Origin of the sequence: Pigmentiphaga soli, from assembly GCF_039541095.1 — a bacterium.
In the GTDB taxonomy this organism is placed as follows: domain Bacteria; phylum Pseudomonadota; class Gammaproteobacteria; order Burkholderiales; family Burkholderiaceae_B; genus Pigmentiphaga; species Pigmentiphaga soli.
This window is the reverse complement of the sequence record NZ_BAABFO010000010.1, coordinates 164,428-185,853: the sequence shown is the minus strand read 5'-3', so window position 1 is coordinate 185,853 and position 21,426 is coordinate 164,428. Positions and strand designations below refer to the sequence as shown.

The window sequence follows — 21,426 nt, the reverse complement described above, 5'->3', positions numbered from 1 at the left end:
TCAAGGGGGCGGCGCTGGCGGACCGGCGGAGCCGGATCCGCGGCGCCCTGGATGGGGTAGTGGCCGGCGGGGGGCAATTCTGCCGGCGGCAAGCAGGGTAGAAGCGGGTGGCGAAAGGTGTTGCTGGCGCTGGACTAGCCGCCTTTTCCTAGCAGGGCTTTCAGGCGGCCGAGGCGTTCGCGGGCGCTGAGGCCGGGCATGGCGTCGGCGGGGGCGTCGGCGGCGAGGCCCATTTCCTTGATGAAGCGGGAGGGTTCGCGGGGCACGTCTTCGCGGCCGCGGCGGCGCTTCTTGCACCAGGTCACGTGCAGGCTGCGCTGGGCGCGGGTGATGCCGACGTACATCAGGCGGCGCTCTTCCTGGATGCGCGCTTCGAACGACTCGGCCGCCTTGGCCGGGTCGCCTTCCTCGTCGTCCTTGCCCAGGTGCGGCAGCAGGCCTTCCTCGACGCCCACCAGGAACACGTGCGGGTACTCCAGCCCCTTGGACGCGTGCAGCGTGGACAGGCGCACCAGGTCGGGATCCTCGTCGTCGTTCTTTTCCAGCATCGTGATCAGCGCCACGTGCTGCACCAGATCGATCAGCGACATGCCGTCTTCCTCGGCCTTGCGCTTGAGCCAGCCGACCAGGTCGAGCACGGTCTGCCAGCGGGTCTGGGCGCCGCGCTCGTCGAAGGTGTCGTAGAGGTAACGCTCATAGCCGATGGCCTGCAGCAGGTCGTCGAGGATGGGGCCGGCCGGCTCCGACGAGGTCACCGCGCCCGCATGCGCCGCGCCGCGGCCGGCGCGCCATTGCATGCGCTGTATGAACTGGCCGAATTCGCGCAGCGGGCCGAGCTGGCGCGCGGCCAGGCGCTGTTCCAGGCCGGCCTCGAACAGCGCGGCGAACAGCGACACCTGGCGCTCGCCGGCATAGGTGCCGAGCTGTTCGAGCGTGGCCTGGCCCACGCCGCGCTTGGGCGTGGTGACGGCGCGGATGAAGGCCGGGTCGTCGTCGTCGTTGGCGACCAGGCGCAGATAGGCCAGCACGTCGCGCACTTCGGCCTTGTCGAAAAAGCTCTGGCCGCCCGACACCATGTACGGGATCTTCAGGTTGCGCAACGCCTGCTCGAACACGCGCGCCTGATGGTTGCTCCGGTACAGGATGGCGTAGTCGCGCCAGTGCCCCTGCCGCTCGAAGCGGGCCGCCGAAATGCGCATCGCCACCGATTCGGCCTCGGCCTCGTCGTCGTCCATCGGCACCACGGCGATCGGGTCGCCGGCGCCCAGGTCCGACCACAGCTTCTTCTCGAACAGCTTCGGGTTGTTGGCGATCACGCTGTTGGCGGCGTGCAGGATGCACTGGGCCGAGCGGTAATTCTGCTCCAGCTTGATGACCTTCAGCTGCGGATAGTCGGTGGTCAGCCTGGCCAGGTTTTCGATGGTGGCGCCGCGCCAGGCATAGATCGCCTGGTCATCGTCGCCCACCGCGGTGAACATCGCGCGAGGACCGGTCAGCAGTTGCACCAGGCGGTACTGGCAGGCGTTGGTGTCCTGGTATTCGTCCACCAGCAGATAGCGCAGGCGCGATTGCCAGCGCTCGCGCGCCTCGGCGTCCCGCTCCAGCAGCTGCGCCGGCAGGCGGATCAGGTCATCGAAGTCGACCGACTGGTAGGCGCGCAGCGTGGCGTTGTAGCTGCGGTAGGCGCGCGCGGCTTCGCGCTCGCCTTCGGTGGCGGCCAGCCGTTCGGCGGCCTCGGGCTCCACCAGCGCGTTCTTCCACAGCGAGATCGTATGCTGCACGGCGCGCAGCCTGCCCTTGTCGGTGGTGGCGATCAGGTCTTGCACGATGCCCAGCGCATCGTCGGCGGCCAGGATCGAGAACTGCGGCTTGAGGCCGACGTTGCGCGCCTCTTCGCGCAGCATGCGCACGCCCAGCGAATGGAAGGTGCTGATCGTCAAGCCCTTGATGGCGCTGGCGGAGGCCACCGCCTTCACGCGCTCGGCCATCTCCTTGGCCGCCTTGTTGGTGAAGGTCAGCGCCGCCACGTTGCGCGCCGCATAGCCGCAGTCGCGCAGCAGGTAGGCGATCTTCTGGGTGATGACGCGGGTCTTGCCGCTGCCGGCGCCGGCCAGCACCAGGCACGGGCCGTCGAGATAGCGCACCGCCTCGCGCTGCGCCGGGTTCATGCCGGCGTCGAGCGGCGGCAGTTCGGCCACGCCCGCCGCCGGACGCATCAGCCGCGCCTCGGCGCGATCCATGGCGCGACCGGCTGCAGAAGAAGAAGAGGAAGTCATATCACTACTCCACGGCGCAGCGCGCCTCCCACAAGCATGAATCCGCGCCGCCCCACCCAGGATGCGGCGGATCCGGCTCCGCCGGTCCGCCCGCATCGCCCCCTGGGGACCGCGCGAAGCGCGTAGGGGGGTTCCTCATATTTCCAGCGGATCGACTTCCAGTTGCCAGCGGACCCGGGAGGCACCCGGCAGCGTAGGCAACAGGGCAGTCCAGGACCGCAGGAAGGCCTGCAGCGCAGGGCGGCTGTCGCTCTCGGCCAGGAGCTGGGCGCGCTCGACGTTGGCCACGCGCACGACGCGCAGCGGTACGGGATCATAAAGCGTTATGCGCGACATGTCGGCGGCAATCGCGGGCTGGGCGGCGCCGGCGGAGACCATCGGTGCGACTGCGGCCCGGCGAGTGCTGCCCGCCTCGGGCTGCGCAGCGACCGCCGCGGCGTCGCCGGCCGCCGCCCAGGCCTCGGCGGCCTCCCGTGCCTGCGCCAGGAACCCCAGCGCCTGCGCCAGCTCGCCGGCCTCCGCCGTCAGCAGCGCCTGGTACGCGAACGGCGGCAAGCCGGCCGCGGCCCGCTCGTCGAGCGCGTAGCGCGCGAAGCCGACATAGTCGTGCCGCACCAGCGCCTGGTACAGCGGCTGCTCGGGATAGCCGGTCTGCACGAACACCTCGCTGGCGCTGCCGCTGCGGCCGGCGCGGCCGGCCACCTGCATCAGCTGCGCGAACAGCCGCTCGGGCGCGCGGAAATCGTGGGAGAACAGCATCGCGTCGGCATTGAGCACGCCCACGAAGGTCAGGTTCTGGAAGTCGTGGCCCTTGGCGACCATCTGGGTGCCGACCAGGATGTCGACCTCGCCCGCGTGCACCTGCGCGAACAGCTTCTGCGCGCTGCCCTTGAGCCGCGTGCTGTCGGCGTCGATGCGCGCGATGCGGGCCTGCGGAAAGCGCTGCGCCAGGTATTCCTCCAGCCGCTGCGTGCCGCGCCCCATGGGCTGCAAATCCTGGTTGCCGCAATCGGGGCAGGCCGCCGGCACCCGCTCCTGCCAGCCGCAGTGATGGCAGCGCAGTTCGTGCCGGTACGGGCCGCCGGCGAGGCCGGGGCGCACGGCGCGATGCAGCACCATGTAGGCGGAGCAGCGGCGGCAGCCGCTTACCCAGCCGCAGGCGTCGCAGTGCAGGACGGGCGCGTAGCCGCGCCGGTTCAGGAAGATCAGCGACTGTTCGCCGCGCTGCAGCCGCGCTTCGACCGCGGCCAGCAGCGGCGGCGCCAGCCCCTGCTCCAGCCGCAGCGGCCGGGTGTCGAGCAGGCGGATCGCCGGCAGCTGGCCGGCCTGGGCCCGTTCCGGCAGCGACAGCAGCAGGTAGCGGCCGGCGGTGGCGTGATGCCAGCTTTCCAGCGACGGCGTGGCCGAGCCCAGCACCACCGGCACGCCGCGGTCGCGCGCGCGCCAGATGGCCAGGTCGCGCGCCGAATAGCGCAGGCCTTCCTGCTGTTTGTACGAAGGGTCGTGCTCCTCGTCGACCACGATCAGGCCGAGTTCCGGCAGCGGCGTGAACAGCGCCAGCCGCGTGCCGATCAGTACCCGCGCTTCGCCGCGCACCGCCCGCAGCCAGGCCTCCAGCCGCTCGCCGTCGGCCAGCCCGCTATGCAGCACCGCCACGCCGCGTACGCCGGCCACCGCCTCCAGCCGGCGCCGCAGCACGCCCTCGAGCTGGGGCGTCAGGTTGATCTCGGGCACCAGCAGCATGACCTGGCGCCCGGCGGCGAGCACCCGCTCGGCGGCATGCAGGTAGACCTCGGTCTTGCCGCTGCCGGTCACGCCGTGCAACAGCACGGGGCGGAATCCCTGCAGCGCGGCCAGCGCGTCGACGGCCGCCTGCTGGGCGGCCGACAGCGCCGGACGGGCAGGAACCAAGCCATCGCCGGGGACGGCGGGACCGGCCGTCGCGGTCATCCCGGCGGCGCCGCCCGGAGCACCAGCGGCTGCCCGGTCTCCGGCGACGACGTCCCCATCGCCAGAAGCGCCCGCCTTGCCGGGGCGCCCCTTGCGCTTGCCGCCCGCCGCACGCGCCGCGCGCGCGTCCAGCCGGGCGACGGGCCCGCCGCCGGCGCGCTTGCCGCGGTAGGCTGCCGGCCGCCGCAGCGGCCCGGGCAACGCCGGCAGCATCACCTCGCCCAGCGGCCGCTGGTAATAGTCGGCCGCGAACGCCGCCAGCCGCAGCCAGTCCTCGGGCAGCGGCGGCACGTCGTCCAGCACCTGCGCCACGTCGCGCACCTGTTCCTCGGCAATGGCCGGCATGGAAGGCCTCTCGACCACCACGCCCACCAGCTCCCGCCGGCCGAACGGCACGATGACACGCTGGCCCGGCCGCACCTCGCCCCCGGCGCGGTAATCGAACAGGCCTGGCAGGGGCACGTCGAGCGCGACCCGGACCCAGTGCCCATGTCCGGCGGCGGAAGAAGGATCGGAGGCGGAATTTGAAACGGGCACGATGAGTCCGGTAGCTCGGGAAGTCGACGGCTGCTAGAGAGTTGAAGTTAAAGTAAAACCTCGAAGTCGCCCCTAACTCCTAGCCCCGCCGCAACTTTTCATAGTCCGCGCAAACCTGTGGATAACTTTGGGGACAAAGCTCGAGAAACAACTGTAACCGCTTGTACAACTTCCTTCCCGAAGCGAGCGTTTCTTGCTAGGGAGATATTTTTCCCTTGTTTATCAATGACTTGTGCAAACGTGAGGATGGACTTGATGTTTCGCCAGCGGTATTCCCGGCTAATCCGGGAATGTGCATAAGTCAATGGAAAGATGTCAGCGCATCGCATGGTGCCTTCAGGGGTTACCCCTAGGTTCCGGTACCCTCAGCCCGCCCGCCGCTGGCGGCGGCTGTGGTCGTGCACCGCCTCCACCAGGACCGCCACGGCCTCGGGCGGCGTGAACTGCGAAATGCCGTGGCCGAGGTTGAAGACGTGGCCCGGCCCGGCGCCGAAGCGGTCTAGCGTGCGCGCGGCCTCGGCACGGATACAGGCCTCGCCGCCGAACAGCGTCATCGGGTCGAGATTGCCTTGCAGCGCCACCCGGCCGCCCACGCGTTCGCGCGCGGCAGCCAGGTCTACCGTCCAGTCCACGCCCACCGCATCGCAGCCCGAGGCGGCGATGTCATCCAGCCACTGGCCGCCGCCCTTGGTGAATACGATGACCGGCACCGGCCGGCCATCATGCTCGCGCAGCAGGCCTTGCAGCACCCGGCGGGTGTAGGCCAGCGAGAACTGCTGGAACAGCCCGTCGGCCAGCACGCCGCCCCAGCTGTCGAAAATCATCCCCGCCTGCGCGCCGGCCCGGATCTGGGCATTGAGGTATTGCGCCACGGCGTCGGCGTTCACCGCCAGGATGCGGTGCAGCAGGTCTGGGCGGCGATACATCATGGTCTTGATGAGACGGTAGTCGGCCGAGCCGGCGCCTTCCACCATATAGCAGGCGAGCGTCCACGGGCTGCCGGAAAAGCCGATCAGCGGCACCCGGCCGGCCAGTTCGTGGCGGATCTGCGCCACCGCGTCGAACACGTAGCGCAGCCGGGCCATGTCGGGCACAGCCAGCGCCGCTACGGCCGCCTCGTCGCGCACCGGATGCGCGAAGCGCGGCCCCTCGCCGGCGGCGAAGTCCAGCCCCAGGCCCATGGCGTCGGGCACGGTCAGGATGTCGGAAAACAGGATCGCCGCGTCCAGCGGGAAGCGCGCCAGCGGCTGCAGCGTGACTTCGGTGGCGTAGTCCGGGTTCGTAGCCAGACCCATGAACGAGCCGGCCCGCGCGCGCGTGGCGTTGTACTCCGGCAGGTAGCGGCCGGCCTGGCGCATCAGCCAGACCGGCGTGTACTCGGTGGGTTGGCGCGCCAGGGCCCGCAGGAAGACGTCGTTTTGAAGGGGAGGGGCGGACACGGCGACCTCGGGGGAAAACGCCGATTTTACCCGGCGCGGCCGCACCGTCGCACGGAAACGGGATTGTTACCCTGCGAATAACAATATGGCGGCCATCACCGCATATGGCAGCAATACCTTCGCGGCGACGCACGCCAGGTCGCCGGCGCGACGGCGCGCGGCGTGCGCGCGCGGTTCGCACCGCGGCGCCCTGATGGCAAGCGTGTTCATGATGGAAGTCCTCGTAGGCGCCATGCCTCAGTAAATTATAGGCAGCCATTGATGGCATGCCTTGAAGCGATTGTTTTATATTCATGAACTATGGACCGAATCACCCCCATCCGCGCTTTCCTGGCCGTGGCCGATAGCGGCAGCTTCACCGCCGCGGCCCGCCGCATGGGCGTGTCGCGCTCGGCCGTGACCGGCCATGTGCAGGAACTGGAAAAACATCTGGGCGTGCAATTGCTCAATCGCACCACGCGCCGCGTTTGGCTCACCCGCGAAGGCGAGCGCTACGCCGAGCGGGCCTCGCTGCTGCTGGACGGACTGGCAGCGCTCGACGCCGAGATGCAGACCCGCAGCGGCCGCACCGAAGGCAGCCTGCATGTGGAGATGTCGGAATCGGTGGCCAATGCGCGCGTCATTCCGCGGCTGCCCGAATTCGTCCGCAGCTATCCCGATATCGCGCTGCGCATCTCGCTCAACGAAGGCGTGGTCGACCCGACCGTGTCGGGCGCCGACGTCGGCCTGCGGGTCGGCCCGCCGCGCGATTCGTCGCTGCGCTTCCGGCTGCTCGGCCGCGGCAACTACATCATGGCCGCCAGCCCGGCCTACCTGGCGCTGCACGAAGCGCCCCGCCACCCCGACGAACTGCGGCGCCACCGCCTGATCGAGTTCTGGAATCCGGACAGCGGCCGGCCCTACGACTGGCAACTGAACAAAGGCAGGCAGGCCGTCACCATCGCCGCCAAGGGCGACCTGATCGTCGACAACACGCGCGCCGGGCTCACCTGCGCGCTGTCCGGGCTCGGCATCTACGAAGACCTGGACTTTCTGCTGGCGCAGCCGCTGGCCGAAAAGCGATTGAGCCAGGTGCTGCCCGACTGGCGGCGGCCCGGGCCGCCGATCGTCGCGCTGTTCACCTCGCGCCGCCCCACGCCGCCGCACGTGAAGGCCTTCGTCGACTTCCTGGCCGCGGTGTTCGGCGCGCCGCGCGGCTAGCCCGGCCGGCGAACCGGCCGGTCAATCGGGCCGGAACGCCTCGGCCGCGATGTCGTGCTTGCGCATGAGCTGCCAGAAGGCCCGCCGGTTCTTGCGCGCGGCGCGCGCCGCCTGCGAGATATTGCCTTGGTGCCGGCTCAGCAGCCCCGTCACGTAGTGGCGTTCGAACTCTGTCACGATGCGGGCCTTGGCCGAGCGGAAGGGTTCCACCTCGGCCGGCTCCGCCAGGACGGGCGCGGCGATGCAGGGCAGGCTGTCGGCGGCGGGCCGGCGGACGCGGCGCCGCGCCGGCACCGGGCGGCTAGGCGGCGCCGCCCATTGCTCGAGCCGGATTCGCAGTTCCTCCGCGCACACCGGCAGGCGCAGGAAGTCCACCATGCCCAGGCCGAGCAGGTCCTGCATGCCGGCGGCCGTCATGTCGCGCACCACGCCGATCAGGGGCGTTTCCACCGCGCCCTGGGCGGCGGCCAGCGCCATGCGGGTCCAGCCCAGCGTGGGCAGCGCGACCGGCAGCAGGCAGACGTCGTAGCGCTTGAGCGCGAGCGCCGCCCGGCGCAGCGCATCGGCCGGCGGCGCCACGGCGGCCAGGCCGGCGTGCCACGGCCCGCCGTCGGGCGCGATGCAATGCAGCCGCAGGCGGTCGCGCGCCGGCCGGCAGTCGTTCAAGAATGCTTCGATCCAGCCGGTATGTTCCGGCAGCATCACCACAGCGCAATCGATCGATTCCCTCATGACCCGTCTTTCCGTGTTCGTAGAGCGGCCAGACTAGGCCCTGCCGCCGCATGCTTCAATGCGCGGAAGACACAATCGGAAATCCACGTAGGCCAATAAGAATGGCCGGTGCGTGCAAACCCCGATGCCACCCCGGCCGGCGGGTCATACGATGACCCGCTGACAAGCCGATTATTTTTGGAAGGAATGGCAACTCGATGGCCCGCGTACTCCAGACCGTCAACCTGGCCGAGCAGCTCAGCACGCTGCTGGCCGACGAGATCAAAAGCGGCCGGCGCGCGCCCGGCAGCCAGTTGCCCACCGAGGAAACGCTGGCCGCCGAATCGCGCGTCAGCCGCACGGTGGTGCGCGAAGCAGTGGCGCGGCTGCGGGCCGACGGGCTGGTGGTGTCGCGCCAGGGCCTGGGCGTGTTCGTGGCGCCGACCTTCGGCGCCGTGCCGTTCCGGATCGCCGAAGTGGGCAACGACGCGGCCATCGGCGTGAAAGACGTCTACGAACTGCGCCTGGGCGTCGAGGCGCAGGCCGCCTCGTTCGCCGCGCAGAGAGCCTCGGCCACGCAACTGCGCGCCATCCGCGACGCGCTGCGCGCCGTCAACGCCGCCGCCCGCAACGGCCTCGACGGCGTGGAGGAAGACATCGCCTTCCACCGCGCGATCGGCCGCGCCGCCAACAATCCGCTGTTCGACAGATTCCTCAGCTTCCTGGAACTGCACATCCGCGAGCAGCTGGCCAACAGCCGTCGGCGCAGCACGCGCGCGGGACGCATCTTCGAGCTGGAAGACGAACACGACGCCATCTATCAGGCCATTGCCGCGCGGGATCCGGAGGCCGCGCGCAACGCTTCGCTGGCGCATCTGAACCGCGCGATCGGCCGCTGGGCCGACAGCGCCGGGGCGCCGGCGTGACGCGGCCGGCCTCGCATCGCTTGTTGCGGCGACGCAGCGAATGACCCGTTTCATGGAATGCGCGTCCGACGGCAGGCACGCGACTTGCGTGGCATGTCCAGTCTAGTTATCCGGATCAGCCATGCATCCCAGACATCGACGAATTCTTACCATTGGCGCCCTTGTCGTACTGATCGCCGTGGTCGTGTCGTTCGCGCCGTGGTAGAGGCTGCGCGCTACGCTCATGGCCTATCCTGGCGCATAAACGAATGGGGCGGCTCCTTGCGGAACCGCCTGGGGCTTGCATGCGGCGGCGCCGCCGGCGCCGGCAGCCGGCTAGTGCCGATTGCGCAGCTTGCGAATGGCGGCCAATTGCGCCGCCAGCATCGCCAGTTCGGCCTCGACCACCGCGATCTCGGTCTTGTCCGTGGCCTTGCTCAAGGCTTCCTCGGCGCTCTTGCGCGCAGCCTCGGCCTTGGTCTCGTCCAGTTCGGCGCTGCGGATGGCCGTGTCGGCCAGCACCGTGACGATGCCCGGCTGGACCTCGATCAGGCCGCCGGCGACGAAGATGTCTTCCTCTTCGCCGTTGTCGGCGCGCGAGATCCGCACCGTGCCCGGACGGATGCGCGAGATCAGCGGCGCGTGGCCGGGCAGGATGCCCAGCTCGCCCGCTTCGCCGGGCAGCGTGACGAAGGTCGCTTCGCCGGCGAAGATCGACGCTTCGGCGCTGACGACGTCAACATGAATGGTTGCCATGGGATCCCCTTACTGGAGCTTCTTGGCCTTCTCGAACGCTTCGTCGATCGTGCCGACCATGTAGAAGGCCTGTTCGGGCAGGGCGTCGCATTCGCCTTCGACGATCATCTTGAAGCCGCGGATGGTTTCCTTCAGCGGCACGTACTTGCCCGGCGCGCCGGTGAACACTTCGGCCACGTGGAAGGGCTGCGACAGGAAGCGCTGGATCTTGCGGGCGCGGCCCACGGCCAGCTTGTCTTCCGGCGACAGTTCGTCCATGCCCAGGATGGCGATGATGTCGCGCAGTTCCTTGTAGCGCTGCAGGGTCTGCTGCACGCCGCGGGCCACCTGGTAGTGCTCTTCGCCCACGACCTGCGGGTCGAGCTGGCGGCTGGTGGAGTCGAGCGGGTCGACGGCGGGGTAGATGCCCAGCGCCGCGATGTCGCGCGACAGCACCACGGTCGAGTCCAGGTGCAGGAAGGTGGTGGCCGGCGACGGGTCGGTCAGGTCATCGGCGGGCACGTACACAGCCTGGATCGACGTGATCGAGCCGGTCTTGGTGGACGTGATGCGTTCCTGCAGCTTGCCCATTTCCTCGGCCAGCGTGGGCTGGTAGCCCACCGCCGACGGCATCCGGCCCAGCAGCGCCGACACTTCGGTGCCGGCCAGCGTGTAGCGGTAGATGTTGTCGACGAAGAACAGGATGTCGCGGCCTTCGTCGCGGAACTTCTCGGCCATCGTCAGGCCCGACAGCGCCACGCGCAGGCGGTTGCCCGGGGGCTCGTTCATCTGGCCGAACACCATCGCGACCTTCGATTCGCCGATGTTCTCCAGGTTGATGACGCCGGCTTCCGCCATTTCATGGTAGAAGTCGTTGCCTTCGCGGGTGCGCTCGCCCACGCCGGCGAACACCGACAGGCCGCTGTGCTGCTTGGCGATGTTGTTGATCAGCTCGAGCATGTTCACGGTCTTGCCCACGCCGGCGCCGCCGAACAGGCCCACCTTGCCGCCCTTGGCGAACGGGCAGACCAGGTCGATCACCTTGATGCCGGTTTCCAGCAGTTCCACCGACGGCGACAGTTCGTCGAAGGCGGGGGCGTGCTGGTGGATGGCGCGGCGCTCGTCGGAAGCGATGGGGCCGGCTTCGTCGATCGGACGGCCCAGCACGTCCATGATGCGGCCCAGCGTGCCCTGGCCCACCGGCACCGAGATCGGCGCGCCGGTGGCGGCCACGGCCATGCCGCGGCGCAGGCCGTCGGACGAGCCCATGGCGATGGTGCGCACGACGCCGTCGCCGAGCTGCTGCTGCACTTCGAAGGTCAGGCCCTTCTCGGCGAACGACGTGCTGTCGTCGGCCAGGGTCAAGGCCTCGTAGACCTTGGGCATATGGTCGCGGGGGAACTGGATGTCCACCACGGCACCGATGCACTGAACGATGGTTCCGTTGCTCATATCGATTCCTCGATTGCTGATTTCCTGGGAGCCGCGCCTGGCCTCAGACGGCCGCGGCACCGCCCACGATTTCCGAAATTTCCTTGGTGATCGCCGCCTGGCGGGTCTTGTTGTAGACCAGTTGCAGGTCGCCGATGACCTTCTTGGCGTTGTCCGACGCGGCCTTCATCGCCACCATCCGCGCCGACTGCTCGGACGCCATGTTTTCGGCAACGGCCTGGTACACCAGCGCTTCGACGTAGCGCAGCAGCAGTTCGTCGATCACCGTCTTCGCGTCGGGCTCGTAGAGGTAGTCCCACGAGTAGGCCTTCTTCTCGGCTTCCGACTGCGCGAAGCGCTCGGCCGACAGCGGCAGCAGCTGTTCGATCACGGGCTCCTGCTTCATCGTGTTGATGAAGCGGTTGTAGGCGATGTAGACCACGTCGACCCGCCCCTCGGCGTAGGCGTCGAGCTGCACCTTGATGGCGCCGATCAGCCGCTCGAGATTGGGCGCGTCGCCCAGCTGCACCACCTGCGACACCACGTTCGAACCGAGCCGGGTCAGGAAACCCAGGCCCTTGTTGCCGATCGCGGTGGTCTGCAGCGCCACGTTCTGCGCGCCGTATTCCTTGACGCGGTTGAGCACCGAACGCAGCACGTTGGTGTTCAGCGCGCCGCACAGGCCCTTGTCGGTGGTGACCACGATCAGGCCGGCGGCCTTGACCTCGTCGCGCCGCTCCAGGTAGGGATGCGAGTACTCGGGGTTGGCCTGCGCCATGTGGGCGGCGATGTTGCGCACCTTGTCGGCGTACGGACGGGCCGCGCGCATCCGGTCCTGCGCCTTGCGCATCTTGGACGCGGCGACCATTTCCATCGCCTTGGTGATCTTGCGCGTGTTCTGCACGCTCTTGATCTTGGTACGGATTTCCTTGATTCCGGGCATCTATCTTCCCTTGTCGGTTCCCATGGCACTGCGTGCATCGCACGACTCGCCCCGGCCCAATCCAGGGCACCGCGGATCCGGCTCCGCCGGTCCGCCAGTGCCGCCCCCTTGAGGGGGCGCGCTAAGCGCGTAGGGGGTGGGTCCCATCCTTAGCCGTTCTTCTTGAAATCCTTGACGGCGTCGTGCAGCGCGGCCTCGTCGTCCTTCGACAGTTCCTTGGTGTCTTCGATGCGGCCGACCAGCGCCGCATACTTCGACTTCAGGTACTCCTTCAGGCCCTTCTCGAACGGCAGCACGTCCTTGACTTCGACGTCGTCCAGGTAGCCGTTGTTGGCGGCGAACAGCGACACGGCCAGTTCCCACACCTGCAGCGGCTGGTACTGCGGCTGCTTGAGCAGTTCCACCACGCGGCGGCCGCGTTCCAGCTGGCGGCGGGTGGAGTCGTCGAGGTCGGAGGCGAACTGCGCGAAGGCGGCCAGTTCTCGGTACTGGGCCAGGTCGGTACGGATGCCGCCGGCCAGCTTCTTGATGACCTTGGTCTGCGCCGCGCCGCCCACCCGCGACACCGAGATGCCGGCGTTGATGGCGGGCCGGATGCCGGCGTTGAACAGGTCGGACTCCAGGAAGATCTGGCCGTCGGTGATCGAGATCACGTTGGTCGGCACGAAGGCGGACACGTCGCCGGCCTGGGTTTCGATGATCGGCAGCGCCGTCAGCGAACCGGTCTTGCCCTTGATCTCGCCCTTGGTGAACTTCTCGACGTATTCCTCGTTCACGCGCGCGGCGCGCTCCAGCAGGCGCGAGTGCAGGTAGAACACGTCGCCCGGGTAGGCTTCGCGGCCCGGCGGGCGGCGCAGCAGCAGCGAGATCTGGCGGTAGGCCCAGGCCTGCTTGGTCAGGTCGTCGTAGATGATGAGGGCGTCTTCGCCGCGGTCGCGGAAGTATTCGCCCATCGTGCAGCCGGCGTAGGCGGCGATGTACTGCATCGCGGCCGAGTCGGAGGCGGTGGCCGCCACGACGATGGTGTACTCCAGCGCGCCGTGCTCTTCCAGCTTGCGCACCACGTTGTTGACGGTAGAGGCCTTCTGGCCGATCGCCACGTACACGCAGGTCAGGCCCTTGCCCTTCTGGCTGATGATGGTGTCGACGGCCACCGCGGTCTTGCCGGTCTGGCGGTCGCCGATGATCAGCTCGCGCTGGCCGCGGCCGACCGGCACCATGGCGTCGATCGCCTTCAGGCCGGTCTGCACCGGCTGCGATACCGACTTGCGCGCGATCACGCCCGGGGCGACCTTCTCGATCACGTCGGTGGCCTTGGCGTTGATCGGGCCCTTGCCGTCGATCGGCTCGCCCAGCGCGTTGACCACGCGGCCCTTCAGCTCGGGGCCGACCGGCACTTCGAGGATGCGGCCGGTGGTCTTGACCGTGTCGCCTTCGGAGATGTGGGCGTACTCGCCCAGGATCACCGCGCCGACCGAATCGCGCTCGAGGTTGAGCGCCAGGCCGAAGGTGTTGTTGGGGAATTCGAGCATTTCGCCCTGCATCACGTCGGACAGGCCGTGGATGCGGGTGATGCCGTCGGTCACGGAAACGACCGTGCCCTGCGTGCGGATGTCGGCGCTATTGCCCAGGCCCTGGATGCGGCTCTTGAGCAGTTCGCTGATCTCGGACGGATTGAGTTGCATGATTGACTCCTGGAATCCTGTATCGATGGGCCGCGGCCGGTCAGGCGACGAGCGCGTCGCGCATGCGGTCGAGCTGCGCGCGCACCGAGGTATCGAGCACCTGGTCGCCCACGGTCACGCGCACGCCGCCGATCAGCGATGCGTCGACGCGGACGCTGGGCCGGATCTTCACGCCGAACTTCTTTTCCAGGCCGGCCACCAGCTCGGCCACCTGGGCTTCGTCGAGCGGGAAGGCGCTGGCGATGTCGGCATCGGCCGCACCCTCGTGGCGGTTCTTCAGCTGCACGAACTGCGACGCGATCTCGGGCAGCAGCAACAGGCGACCGTTCTCGACCAGCAGGGTGATGAAATTGCGCGCCGGCCCGGACAGCGGCGACTTCAGCAGCGCGGTGAACAGTTCGATGCGCTGCGCGTTGTCGAGCTTGGGATCGGCGATGGCGCCGCGCACGTCGGGATGCGCTGCCGCCTGCGCCCATTCGGCGACCAGCTCGGCCCATGCGGCCAGGCCGGCGCCATCCGCGAGGGCGACGCCGAACAGCGCTTCAGCGTAGGGCCGGGCGATGGTGGACAGTTCAGCCATGTTGGCTCTCGATGCCTGATACTACGGTTGGCGAGATGATTCGCGAACGCGGAAGGCGCGCCGGCGGCGCGCCCCCGCGGGTGTTTACAGCTGTGCCTTCAGGCGGTCCAGCAGCTCGGCGTGGGCCTTGGCGTCGACTTCGCGCCGGAGGATTTCCTCGGCGCCCTTGACGGCCAGTTCGGCCACCGCGTCGCGCAGCGTTTCGCGCGCGCGCTGGGCTTCCTGCTGCGCATCCTGGCGGGCCTGCTCGATGATGCGGGCACGCTCGGCCTCGGCGTCCTTGCGGGCCTGTTCGATCAGCGCGGCGGCCTGCTTCTCGGCCTGGGCCAGGCGGGCCTGGTTGTCGGCGCGGGCGGCAGCCTCGATCTGGCCGACGCGGGCCTGCGCCTGCGCGAGGTCGGCCTTGCCTTTCTCGGCGGAGGCCAGGCCTTCGGCGATCTTCAGACGGCGCTCCTCGATGGACTTCATCAGCGGCGGCCACACGAACTTCATCGTGAACCACGCGAGAACGAAGAACACGAGCGTCTGGAAGACGAGAGTCGCGTTCAGATTCACGGTATTTCCCTCTTCGGTTGGAACATCATCCGCGGCGGCGCCGTGAAGCGGCCGGCCGCGGAGCGGTCATGGCGCGAAGGGCGGTTTCAGCCCGCGAACGGGTTCGCGAAGGCAAACAGCATGGCGATACCGACGCCGATCAGGAAGGCAGCGTCGATCAGGCCGGCCAGCAGGAACAGCTTGGTTTGCAGCGGGTTCATCAGCTCGGGCTGGCGAGCCGAGGCTTCGATGTACTTGCCGCCGACGATCGCGATGCCCAGGCAAGCGCCGATGGCACCCAGACCGATGATCAGACCGCAAGCGAGAGCGACGAGAGCGACGTTGGTCATGACAACTCCTTAAATGGATCAGAGACCGATTGAATCTAAGTTATGGGAATGGAACGACGGATACTGCAAACTCGCAGCCGCCCCGGCGCGAAGGCCGGCGCGGCGATTGCTCTTAGTGGCCCTCGTGGGCCTGGCCGACGTACACCAGCGTGAGCATCATGAAGATGAAGGCCTGGAGGACGACGATCAGGATGTGGAAGATGGCCCACACCGAACCTGCCAGCACGTGGCCGAGGCCGAACAGCACGCCGCCCACGCTGAAATGCACCCATGCGCCGCCCAGCAGGGCGATCAGCATGAATATCAGTTCGCCGGCGAACATGTTGCCGAACAGCCGCATTCCCAGCGATACCGTCTTGGCGGCATATTCGATGAGGTTGAGCAGCAGGTTGAACGGCGCCAGCACGATGGCGCCGATGCCGTGCGCGTGGAAGGGCGCGGTGAACAGTTCCTTGACGAAGCCCCCGGGCGTCTTGATCTTGATGCCGTAGTACAGCATCAGCAGCAGCACGCCGAACGACATGCCGATGGTGGCGTTCAGGTCGGCGGTGGGAACGATGCGGTGGTAGGGAATGACGTCGCCCAGGCCCAGACCTTCGAACACGAAGTGGGGCAGGTCGACCGGCAGCAGGTCGAGCGCGTTCATGAAGATGATCCACATGAACACCGTCAGCGCCAGCGGCGCGACGAAGCGGCGCGAGGTTTCGTTGTGAACGATGCTCTTGGCCTGCTCGTCGACCATCTCGACCAGGATCTCGACGAAGGCCTGCATCTTGCCCGGCACGCCGCTGACGGCCCGGCGCGCGCCCAGCCACATCAGGAAGCACACCAGCACGCCCATCGCGATGGACCAGAACAGGGTGTCGTAGTTGACGATGGAGAAGTCGGCAATGACGGTTTGCCGGTGTCCGGTGCTATTCAGGTGCCCGAGGTGGTGGACGATGTACTCTGAGGCGGTCGGCGCTGTGGTGGAAGCCATGTCGGGTTTTAGATCCTACGACCAGATTTTCAAAATGCTTTCGATGCCGGAGCGGGCGGTCCGCCATCTCCGGCTATAAATCCTTGGCGCCGAAAGCCAGTACCAGCCACTGGCTTTTGAGCGCGCACACCAGTCCGGCCAGGAACGCCGGCCAGACCAGGAACTCACGACCCAGTCTCGCAACGGCCACGATGAGCAGCCCGGCGATCAGGATCTTGAGCAACTGTCCCAAGAAAAACGTTGCGGGGGTTGCCCCATCCGGCTTGTGCACACTCAGAATCAGCCTGAATGCGAACAAGGCGTTGGGGAAGACATAGGCAGCCGCGCCCAACAGGGCCGACAACCCGGCGGCGCTCCCTGACACCGCGAAGGCCACCACTGCCACGGCAATGCTGACTGCGAACTGCACCACTATCGTCCGCAGCAGTCCCCGCATGGCCCGCTGCCGCAATAATGCCCGTTCGGTTTCCGTATAACGGACCGGTTCTACCGGTTCGTCGAAATACCCGTCTTGGGAGGAGCCGTCATTGCTCCAGGCACCGCGGTCCCACGCCTGGTTGCGCGCTGCGCGCGCCCGGCGGACTTCGCTCTCCATCCCCTCGTTAGGCATCGGCCCAGTAGCCCCCGGCCGCGTTCCGACAAACCCTAAAAGTATATCGAGTTTACCCCATGCGAGCAAACCACTATGGTGCGCAGGAAGCAACGCCGCACCATCCCGGGAGGTACCCACTTACGCCGCCGCGGGCAGCTTCTGCAGGTCGCGCGAGACGTCCTGCAGGTCGGCCGCCGACGGCGCCGTGCCGGCCGCCATCCAGCGCTTGATCACGCGGATGTCGCGGCCCGAGTTGATCGCGATCGCCGAGCGCACCCGGCCTTCGGCCAGGTAGAAGTAAACCTGCCGGCGCCCGTCGTAGCGGCGCACCACCGGCGCCACGCCTTCTGGCGGCAGGCCGAGGATCTGCAGGTTGACGTCGTACTGGTCGGACCAGAACCACGGGATGTCGTGGTATTCGTCGGCGCCGCCGAGCGCGGCCTTGGCCGCCACCACCGCCTGGTTCTGCGCGTTGGCCCACGATTCGAGCCGCAGCCGGCGGCCGGCGTGGCGGCTCGGATGATTGGCGACGTCGCCGGCGGCGAAGATGCGCGGGTCGCTGGTGCGGCCCTGGGCGTCGGTGACGATGCCGTTGTCCACCTCCAGCCCGCAGGCCTGCGCCAGCTCGGTGTGCGGCACCATGCCCACGCCCACCACCGCCACGTCGGCGTCGACCGCCGTGCCGTCGGCCAGCCGCGCGCGCACGCCGGCGCCGTGCGGCTCGAAATCGGCGCGGGCGCCGAGCCGCAGGTCGACGCCGTGGCCGCGGTGCAGGTCGGCCAGGAAAGCCGACATCTCCGGCGGCAGCGAACGCGCGCACAGCGCGGGCGCCATTTCGACCACCGTTACCGCCTTGCCGGCCTGGCGCGCGGTGGCGGCCACTTCCAGCCCGATCCAGCCGCCGCCCACCACCAGCAGGCTGCCGGCGCGCTGGAGCGCCTCGCCCAGCAGCGCGGCGTCTTCCAGCCGGCGCAGGTAGAAGGTATTGGGGCCTTCCGGCAGCGACGGCAGCTTGCGCGCCGAGCCGCCCGTGGTCAGGAACAGCGCGTCGTACTGCACGCTGCGGCCGCTGGCACAGCGCACGGCGCACCGCTCGCGGTCGATTTCCTGCGCCGTCTCGTCGAGCCAGAGCTCCACCTTGTCCTCGGCCAGCTTGTCGGCGGTGACGATGTAGGTGCTGTGCGGCTCGGCCTCGCCTTTGAGCACAGCCTTCGACAGCGGCGGCCGCTCGTAGGGCGGGTGCGACTCGTTGCCGATCATCACGATGCGGCCGGCGAATCCTTCGCTGCGCAATGTTAGCGCTATCCATCCACCGGCCTGGCCGGCCCCGACGATCACGAACGTCTGCATACGGTATCTCGCTTATGGTTCAAATGGTCCCGGCCCGCAGGGCCGGCACGGCGGCGGCCGGCAGCGCCCGCGGGGCGCCGGCCGCGGCGGCTTCAGCTTCCTTCCAGCACGTCGGCCAGTCCCTGCTTTTCCAGCAGCGCCGACAAATGGTCCCAGCCGTGGAAATCGATCACGATCTGCCCGCGGTCCTTGGCCCCGATCCGGAACACCACCTGGGTGCCCAGCCGGTCGGACAGCGCCTCTTCCAGCCGGGCCACGTCGCGCGACTTGGCCGCCGGCTTGCGGCCGCCCTTGAGCGTGAATTCCTGCTGGGTGCGGGCCACCAGCTTTTCGGCGTCGCGCACCGACAGCCGCTTGGCCACCACCTGGGTGGCGAGCTGGATCTGCGTGGCGGCGTCCACCGCCAGCAGCGCGCGGGCATGCCCCATGTCGAGATCGCCGGCCAGCAGCATGGTCTGCACCGGGCCGGCCAGGTTCAGCAGACGCAGCAAGTTGCTGGTGGCCGAGCGCGAGCGGCCGATGGCGCGCGCCGCCTGTTCGTGCGTCAGCCCGAATTCGTCGATCAGCCGGTGCACGCCCTGCGCTTCTTCCAGGGGGTTGAGATCTTCGCGCTGGATGTTCTCGATCAGCGCCATGACCGCGGCGTTCTCGTCGCTGACCTCGCGCACCAGCACCGGCACCTCGGTCAGGCCGGCCAGCTGGGCCGCGCGGAAGCGCCGTTCGCCGGCGATGATCTCGTAGCGGCCGCCGTCGACGGCGCGCACCAGGATCGGCTGCATCACGCCCTGGGCGCGGATCGAATCGGCCAGCTCGGCCAGCGCGCCTTCGTCCATGCGCGTGCGCGGCTGGTACTTGCCGGCCTGCAGCCGGGCCACCGGCAGCGTCGACGGCGCGGCCGGGTCTTCCTTGGGCGCGGGAGTACCCAGCGCGCCGACCGCCGGCATGTCGGCGCCCAGCAGGGCGTCGAGGCCGCGGCCCAGCCCCTTGGGTCTCTTGGCGGCGTTCTTGGGTGCTGTCTTGGGTTCCATGCTGGCTCCGCTCTCTTGCTTCCTGGCTCTCTGGCTTCGTGGGGCAGCGCGGGCCTGCGCCCGCCGCCGCGCCGCCATGTGGCTTTGCTATAGTTTTTTCACGCGTTCGATCAATTCGGCGCCGAAGGCCACGTAGGCCTGCGCGCCCTTCGAGGCGGGGTCGAACACCACGCCCGGCATGCCGTAGCTGGGCGCCTCCGCCAGCCGCACGTTGCGCGGGATGATGGCGGCGAACACCTTGTCGCCGAAATGGCTTTCCAGCTGCGCCGACACCTGCTGCTGCAGCGTCATGCGCGGGTCGAACATGACCCGCAGCAGGCCGATCACCCGCAGGTCGGGATTCAGGTTCGCATGCACGCGCTTGATCGTGTTGATCAGGTCCGACAGCCCTTCCAGCGCGAAATATTCGCACTGCATCGGGATGATGACGCCATGCGCCGCCGTCAGCCCGTTCAGCGTCAGCAGCGACAACGTGGGCGGGCAGTCGATGAGAATGAAATCGTAGCGCGGGGCCACCGCGGCAATCGCTTGCCTGAGCTGGCGTTCGCGGTCTTCCAGCTGGACCAGGTCGATCTCGGCGCCCGACAGCTCGCGGTTGGCGGGCAGCACGTCATAGCCGCCGGTTTCCGAGCGCACTGCGGCGTCGGCGATCTGGACGTCTCCGATCAGCACCTGGTACAGCGTGTTCGCCAGGTTCTGCTTGTCGATGCCGCTGCCCATGGTGGCGTTGCCCTGCGGATCGAGGTCGACCAGCAGCACCTGCTGCCCTTGCGCGGCCAGGCCGGCGGCCAGGTTCACCGCCGTGGTGGTCTTGCCCACGCCGCCTTTCTGGTTGGCCACGCAGAACACGCGGGCCGCGCGGCGGCCGGCGGCCGGCTGCGCCGCCGGCGCGCCGCCGCCAACCAGCGATTCGAGGCGGGCCCTGGCCTGCGAGGCCGATCCGGCGGTACTGGTTGGGAGAGACATTGACTCGTACTTCGTTCCGTTCAAGGTTGGCTGGCGCCGGCCTGCTCGGTGCGGCGCAGCGACGCGATGTCGAATCCCTGTTCGCCCAGCGCGGTGTAGATCGCCCGCTGGTCGTTGGGAGACAGCCACGGCGACCTGGACAGAACCCAAAGGTATTTGCGGCCCGGTTCGCTGACCACGGCATAACGGTAGTCGGGGCCCAGCTGCACCACCCAGTAAGGCGACCAGACCCAGGGCAGCCACGACAGCCACGATGGCGCGAAGCGCACTTCGAACTTGCCCGGCGCGCCGGCCGGCCGGGCCAGCCCCACGACCTGCTCGATATTGCCGTTGTCGCGCTCGCAGCGATTGACCACTTCAATCTTACCATTGTCAAGCGGCCGGTATTCCGCGGTCACATCGCGCAAGCAGGCCGACTGGAAACGGTTCGGATAGCGGGCGATCTCGTACCATTTGCCGGCGTAGCGGCCGGTGTCGAACGCTTCGACGGCGGTCAGCGCCGCCGGCGCGGCGCACAGGCGGCCCGCCAGCAGCAGGCCCAGACAGGCGAGCACCAGGCGAACGTGCATCAGCGAGTTTCTCCGGAAGTTTCGAGTCGAGTCATCCATACCAGGCAGCGGCGCGCCGACAGGCGCGGCACGTTCAGCGGGGTCACGCCTTCCACTTGCCACAAGCCCTGGTCCTTCAGCGCGGCGATTTCGTCGTCCGGGGTCTGGCCCTTCATCGCGGCCAGCACGCCGTCCGGCCGGACGTGGCGGCCGGCCAGCGCGGCGAAGTCGGGCAGCGAGGCAAAGGCGCGAGAGATGACGACGTCGCTCTCGGCCGGCGCCAGCGCCTCGACCCGGCCGTGCACGGCTTCCAGGTTGGGCAGTTTCAGCACCCCGGCCACGTGGCGCACGAAGGCGGCCTTTTTTTCGACCGCGTCGACGCACACCACCCGCCATTCCGGCCGTGCTACCGCCAGCACCACGCCAGGCAAGCCGCCGCCCGAACCGACGTCGAGCAGGCTGGCGGGCTGGCCCGCAAGCCGCTGCGCAAGCTCGGGCACCACGGCCAGGCTGTCGATTATATGATGCAAAAGCATCTGCCCAGGCTCGCGGATCGCGGTCAGGTTGTAGGTGCGGTTCCAGCGCAGCATCAGCGCCAGGAAGTTGAGCAGGCGGTCGACCTGGGTATCGGCCAGCGGCAGCCGCAGCGCGGCGCTGTCGGCGTCGAGCTGGGCGGCGAAAACGGCA

General features: G+C 68.6%; 20 protein-coding genes. 2 read left to right on the top strand and 18 right to left on the bottom strand.

What is annotated here, in order from left to right; all coding sequences use genetic code 11:
• Positions 1-134 precede the first annotated feature (134 nt).
• From ABD927_RS12510 to hemE, 3 genes are all read right to left on the bottom strand, one after another.
• Positions 135-2,168, bottom strand: a complete 2,034-nt coding sequence (locus tag ABD927_RS12510; RefSeq protein ID WP_345249855.1) for a UvrD-helicase domain-containing protein — start codon at positions 2,166-2,168, stop codon at positions 135-137.
• Positions 2,169-2,411: 243 nt separating this feature from the next.
• Entirely contained in the window at positions 2,412-4,763 is a 2,352-nt protein-coding gene (locus ABD927_RS12505) for a primosomal protein N' (protein WP_345249836.1), read from the bottom strand.
• A gap of 365 nt (positions 4,764-5,128) precedes the next feature.
• Positions 5,129-6,202: a uroporphyrinogen decarboxylase gene (gene hemE / locus ABD927_RS12500; RefSeq protein WP_345249834.1), complete on the bottom strand. Its 1,074-nt coding sequence runs from the start codon at positions 6,200-6,202 to the stop codon at positions 5,129-5,131.
• Positions 6,203-6,502: 300 nt separating this feature from the next.
• On the opposite strand from hemE, the gene ABD927_RS12495 reads away from it, so the two are divergent.
• Complete coding sequence (locus ABD927_RS12495; protein ID WP_345249832.1) at positions 6,503-7,402, top strand: LysR family transcriptional regulator; 900 nt, start codon at positions 6,503-6,505, stop codon at positions 7,400-7,402.
• Positions 7,403-7,423: 21 nt separating this feature from the next.
• Here ABD927_RS12495 and ABD927_RS12490 read toward each other — a convergent pair whose 3' ends face one another.
• On the bottom strand, positions 7,424-8,134 hold the full coding sequence (locus ABD927_RS12490; protein WP_345249830.1) for a hypothetical protein: 711 nt from the start codon (positions 8,132-8,134) through the stop codon (positions 7,424-7,426).
• Positions 8,135-8,331: 197 nt separating this feature from the next.
• On the opposite strand from ABD927_RS12490, the gene ABD927_RS12485 reads away from it, so the two are divergent.
• Positions 8,332-9,039, top strand: a complete 708-nt coding sequence (locus tag ABD927_RS12485) for a FadR/GntR family transcriptional regulator (RefSeq protein ID WP_345249828.1) — start codon at positions 8,332-8,334, stop codon at positions 9,037-9,039.
• Between the two features lie 315 nt (positions 9,040-9,354).
• Here ABD927_RS12485 and ABD927_RS12480 read toward each other — a convergent pair whose 3' ends face one another.
• The 14 genes from ABD927_RS12480 to rsmG all read right to left on the bottom strand — a co-directional run bounded on the left by ABD927_RS12480 (position 9,355) and on the right by rsmG (position 21,386).
• Positions 9,355-9,774: a F0F1 ATP synthase subunit epsilon gene (locus ABD927_RS12480; protein ID WP_345249826.1), complete on the bottom strand. Its 420-nt coding sequence runs from the start codon at positions 9,772-9,774 to the stop codon at positions 9,355-9,357.
• Between the two features lie 9 nt (positions 9,775-9,783).
• A complete protein-coding gene (gene atpD / locus ABD927_RS12475; RefSeq protein WP_345249824.1) occupies positions 9,784-11,205 on the bottom strand; it encodes a F0F1 ATP synthase subunit beta in 1,422 nt (473 codons plus the stop codon).
• Positions 11,206-11,248: 43 nt separating this feature from the next.
• Positions 11,249-12,127 carry a F0F1 ATP synthase subunit gamma gene (gene atpG / locus ABD927_RS12470; protein ID WP_345249822.1) on the bottom strand — a complete coding sequence of 293 codons (879 nt, stop codon included), beginning with the start codon at positions 12,125-12,127 and terminating at the stop codon, positions 11,249-11,251.
• Positions 12,128-12,276: 149 nt separating this feature from the next.
• Positions 12,277-13,812, bottom strand: coding sequence for a F0F1 ATP synthase subunit alpha (gene atpA / locus ABD927_RS12465; protein WP_345249820.1), 1,536 nt, complete (start codon positions 13,810-13,812; stop codon positions 12,277-12,279).
• Positions 13,813-13,852: 40 nt separating this feature from the next.
• Positions 13,853-14,392, bottom strand: coding sequence for a F0F1 ATP synthase subunit delta (locus ABD927_RS12460; RefSeq protein ID WP_345249818.1), 540 nt, complete (start codon positions 14,390-14,392; stop codon positions 13,853-13,855).
• Positions 14,393-14,476: 84 nt separating this feature from the next.
• Entirely contained in the window at positions 14,477-14,947 is a 471-nt protein-coding gene (locus tag ABD927_RS12455) for a F0F1 ATP synthase subunit B (RefSeq protein WP_345249816.1), read from the bottom strand.
• An 86-nt stretch (positions 14,948-15,033) separates the two neighbouring features.
• Positions 15,034-15,276, bottom strand: a complete 243-nt coding sequence (atpE, locus tag ABD927_RS12450) for a F0F1 ATP synthase subunit C (RefSeq protein ID WP_319744513.1) — start codon at positions 15,274-15,276, stop codon at positions 15,034-15,036.
• A 112-nt stretch (positions 15,277-15,388) separates the two neighbouring features.
• Positions 15,389-16,255: a F0F1 ATP synthase subunit A gene (atpB, locus tag ABD927_RS12445; protein WP_345249813.1), complete on the bottom strand. Its 867-nt coding sequence runs from the start codon at positions 16,253-16,255 to the stop codon at positions 15,389-15,391.
• A 73-nt stretch (positions 16,256-16,328) separates the two neighbouring features.
• Positions 16,329-16,850 (bottom strand): ATP synthase subunit I, encoded by a 522-nt coding sequence (locus ABD927_RS12440; protein WP_345249811.1) that lies wholly within the window; start codon positions 16,848-16,850, stop codon positions 16,329-16,331.
• Positions 16,851-16,985: 135 nt separating this feature from the next.
• Positions 16,986-18,197: an NAD(P)/FAD-dependent oxidoreductase gene (locus tag ABD927_RS12435; RefSeq protein ID WP_345249809.1), complete on the bottom strand. Its 1,212-nt coding sequence runs from the start codon at positions 18,195-18,197 to the stop codon at positions 16,986-16,988.
• A 92-nt stretch (positions 18,198-18,289) separates the two neighbouring features.
• Complete coding sequence (locus ABD927_RS12430) at positions 18,290-19,225, bottom strand: ParB/RepB/Spo0J family partition protein (protein WP_345249807.1); 936 nt, start codon at positions 19,223-19,225, stop codon at positions 18,290-18,292.
• An 87-nt stretch (positions 19,226-19,312) separates the two neighbouring features.
• Positions 19,313-20,191, bottom strand: coding sequence for a ParA family protein (locus tag ABD927_RS12425; protein WP_345249805.1), 879 nt, complete (start codon positions 20,189-20,191; stop codon positions 19,313-19,315).
• A gap of 20 nt (positions 20,192-20,211) precedes the next feature.
• The gene (locus ABD927_RS12420) at positions 20,212-20,760 is read right to left on the bottom strand and encodes a lipocalin family protein (RefSeq protein WP_345249803.1); all 549 of its coding nucleotides are present in this window, start codon (positions 20,758-20,760) and stop codon (positions 20,212-20,214) included.
• Positions 20,760-21,386 carry a 16S rRNA (guanine(527)-N(7))-methyltransferase RsmG gene (rsmG, locus tag ABD927_RS12415; RefSeq protein ID WP_345249853.1) on the bottom strand — a complete coding sequence of 209 codons (627 nt, stop codon included), beginning with the start codon at positions 21,384-21,386 and terminating at the stop codon, positions 20,760-20,762. Before rsmG ends, ABD927_RS12420 begins: the two co-directional genes overlap by 1 nt.
• Between the last annotated feature and the right edge of the window lie 40 nt (positions 21,387-21,426).

Bases quoted from the DNA above. Each gene is read 5' to 3' on its own strand.
- ABD927_RS12440 (WP_345249811.1), bottom strand. From the start codon at position 16,850: ATGGAGAGCGAAGTCCGCCGGGCGCGCGCAGCGCGCAACCAGGCGTGG.
- ABD927_RS12485 (WP_345249828.1), top strand. From the start codon at position 8,332: ATGGCCCGCGTACTCCAGACCGTCAACCTGGCCGAGCAGCTCAGCACG.
- ABD927_RS12495 (WP_345249832.1), top strand. From the start codon at position 6,503: ATGGACCGAATCACCCCCATCCGCGCTTTCCTGGCCGTGGCCGATAGC.
- ABD927_RS12430 (WP_345249807.1), bottom strand. From the start codon at position 19,225: ATGGAACCCAAGACAGCACCCAAGAACGCCGCCAAGAGACCCAAGGGG.
- ABD927_RS12420 (WP_345249803.1), bottom strand. From the start codon at position 20,760: ATGCACGTTCGCCTGGTGCTCGCCTGTCTGGGCCTGCTGCTGGCGGGC.
- ABD927_RS12435 (WP_345249809.1), bottom strand. From the start codon at position 18,197: ATGCAGACGTTCGTGATCGTCGGGGCCGGCCAGGCCGGTGGATGGATA.
- ABD927_RS12460 (WP_345249818.1), bottom strand. From the start codon at position 14,392: ATGGCTGAACTGTCCACCATCGCCCGGCCCTACGCTGAAGCGCTGTTC.
- atpG (WP_345249822.1), bottom strand. From the start codon at position 12,127: ATGCCCGGAATCAAGGAAATCCGTACCAAGATCAAGAGCGTGCAGAAC.
- atpE (WP_319744513.1), bottom strand. From the start codon at position 15,276: ATGACCAACGTCGCTCTCGTCGCTCTCGCTTGCGGTCTGATCATCGGT.
- ABD927_RS12425 (WP_345249805.1), bottom strand. From the start codon at position 20,191: ATGTCTCTCCCAACCAGTACCGCCGGATCGGCCTCGCAGGCCAGGGCC.
- ABD927_RS12510 (WP_345249855.1), bottom strand. From the start codon at position 2,168: ATGAACCCGGCGCAGCGCGAGGCGGTGCGCTATCTCGACGGCCCGTGC.
- atpB (WP_345249813.1), bottom strand. From the start codon at position 16,255: ATGGCTTCCACCACAGCGCCGACCGCCTCAGAGTACATCGTCCACCAC.
- atpA (WP_345249820.1), bottom strand. From the start codon at position 13,812: ATGCAACTCAATCCGTCCGAGATCAGCGAACTGCTCAAGAGCCGCATC.
- atpD (WP_345249824.1), bottom strand. From the start codon at position 11,205: ATGAGCAACGGAACCATCGTTCAGTGCATCGGTGCCGTGGTGGACATC.
- ABD927_RS12480 (WP_345249826.1), bottom strand. From the start codon at position 9,774: ATGGCAACCATTCATGTTGACGTCGTCAGCGCCGAAGCGTCGATCTTC.
- ABD927_RS12490 (WP_345249830.1), bottom strand. From the start codon at position 8,134: ATGAGGGAATCGATCGATTGCGCTGTGGTGATGCTGCCGGAACATACC.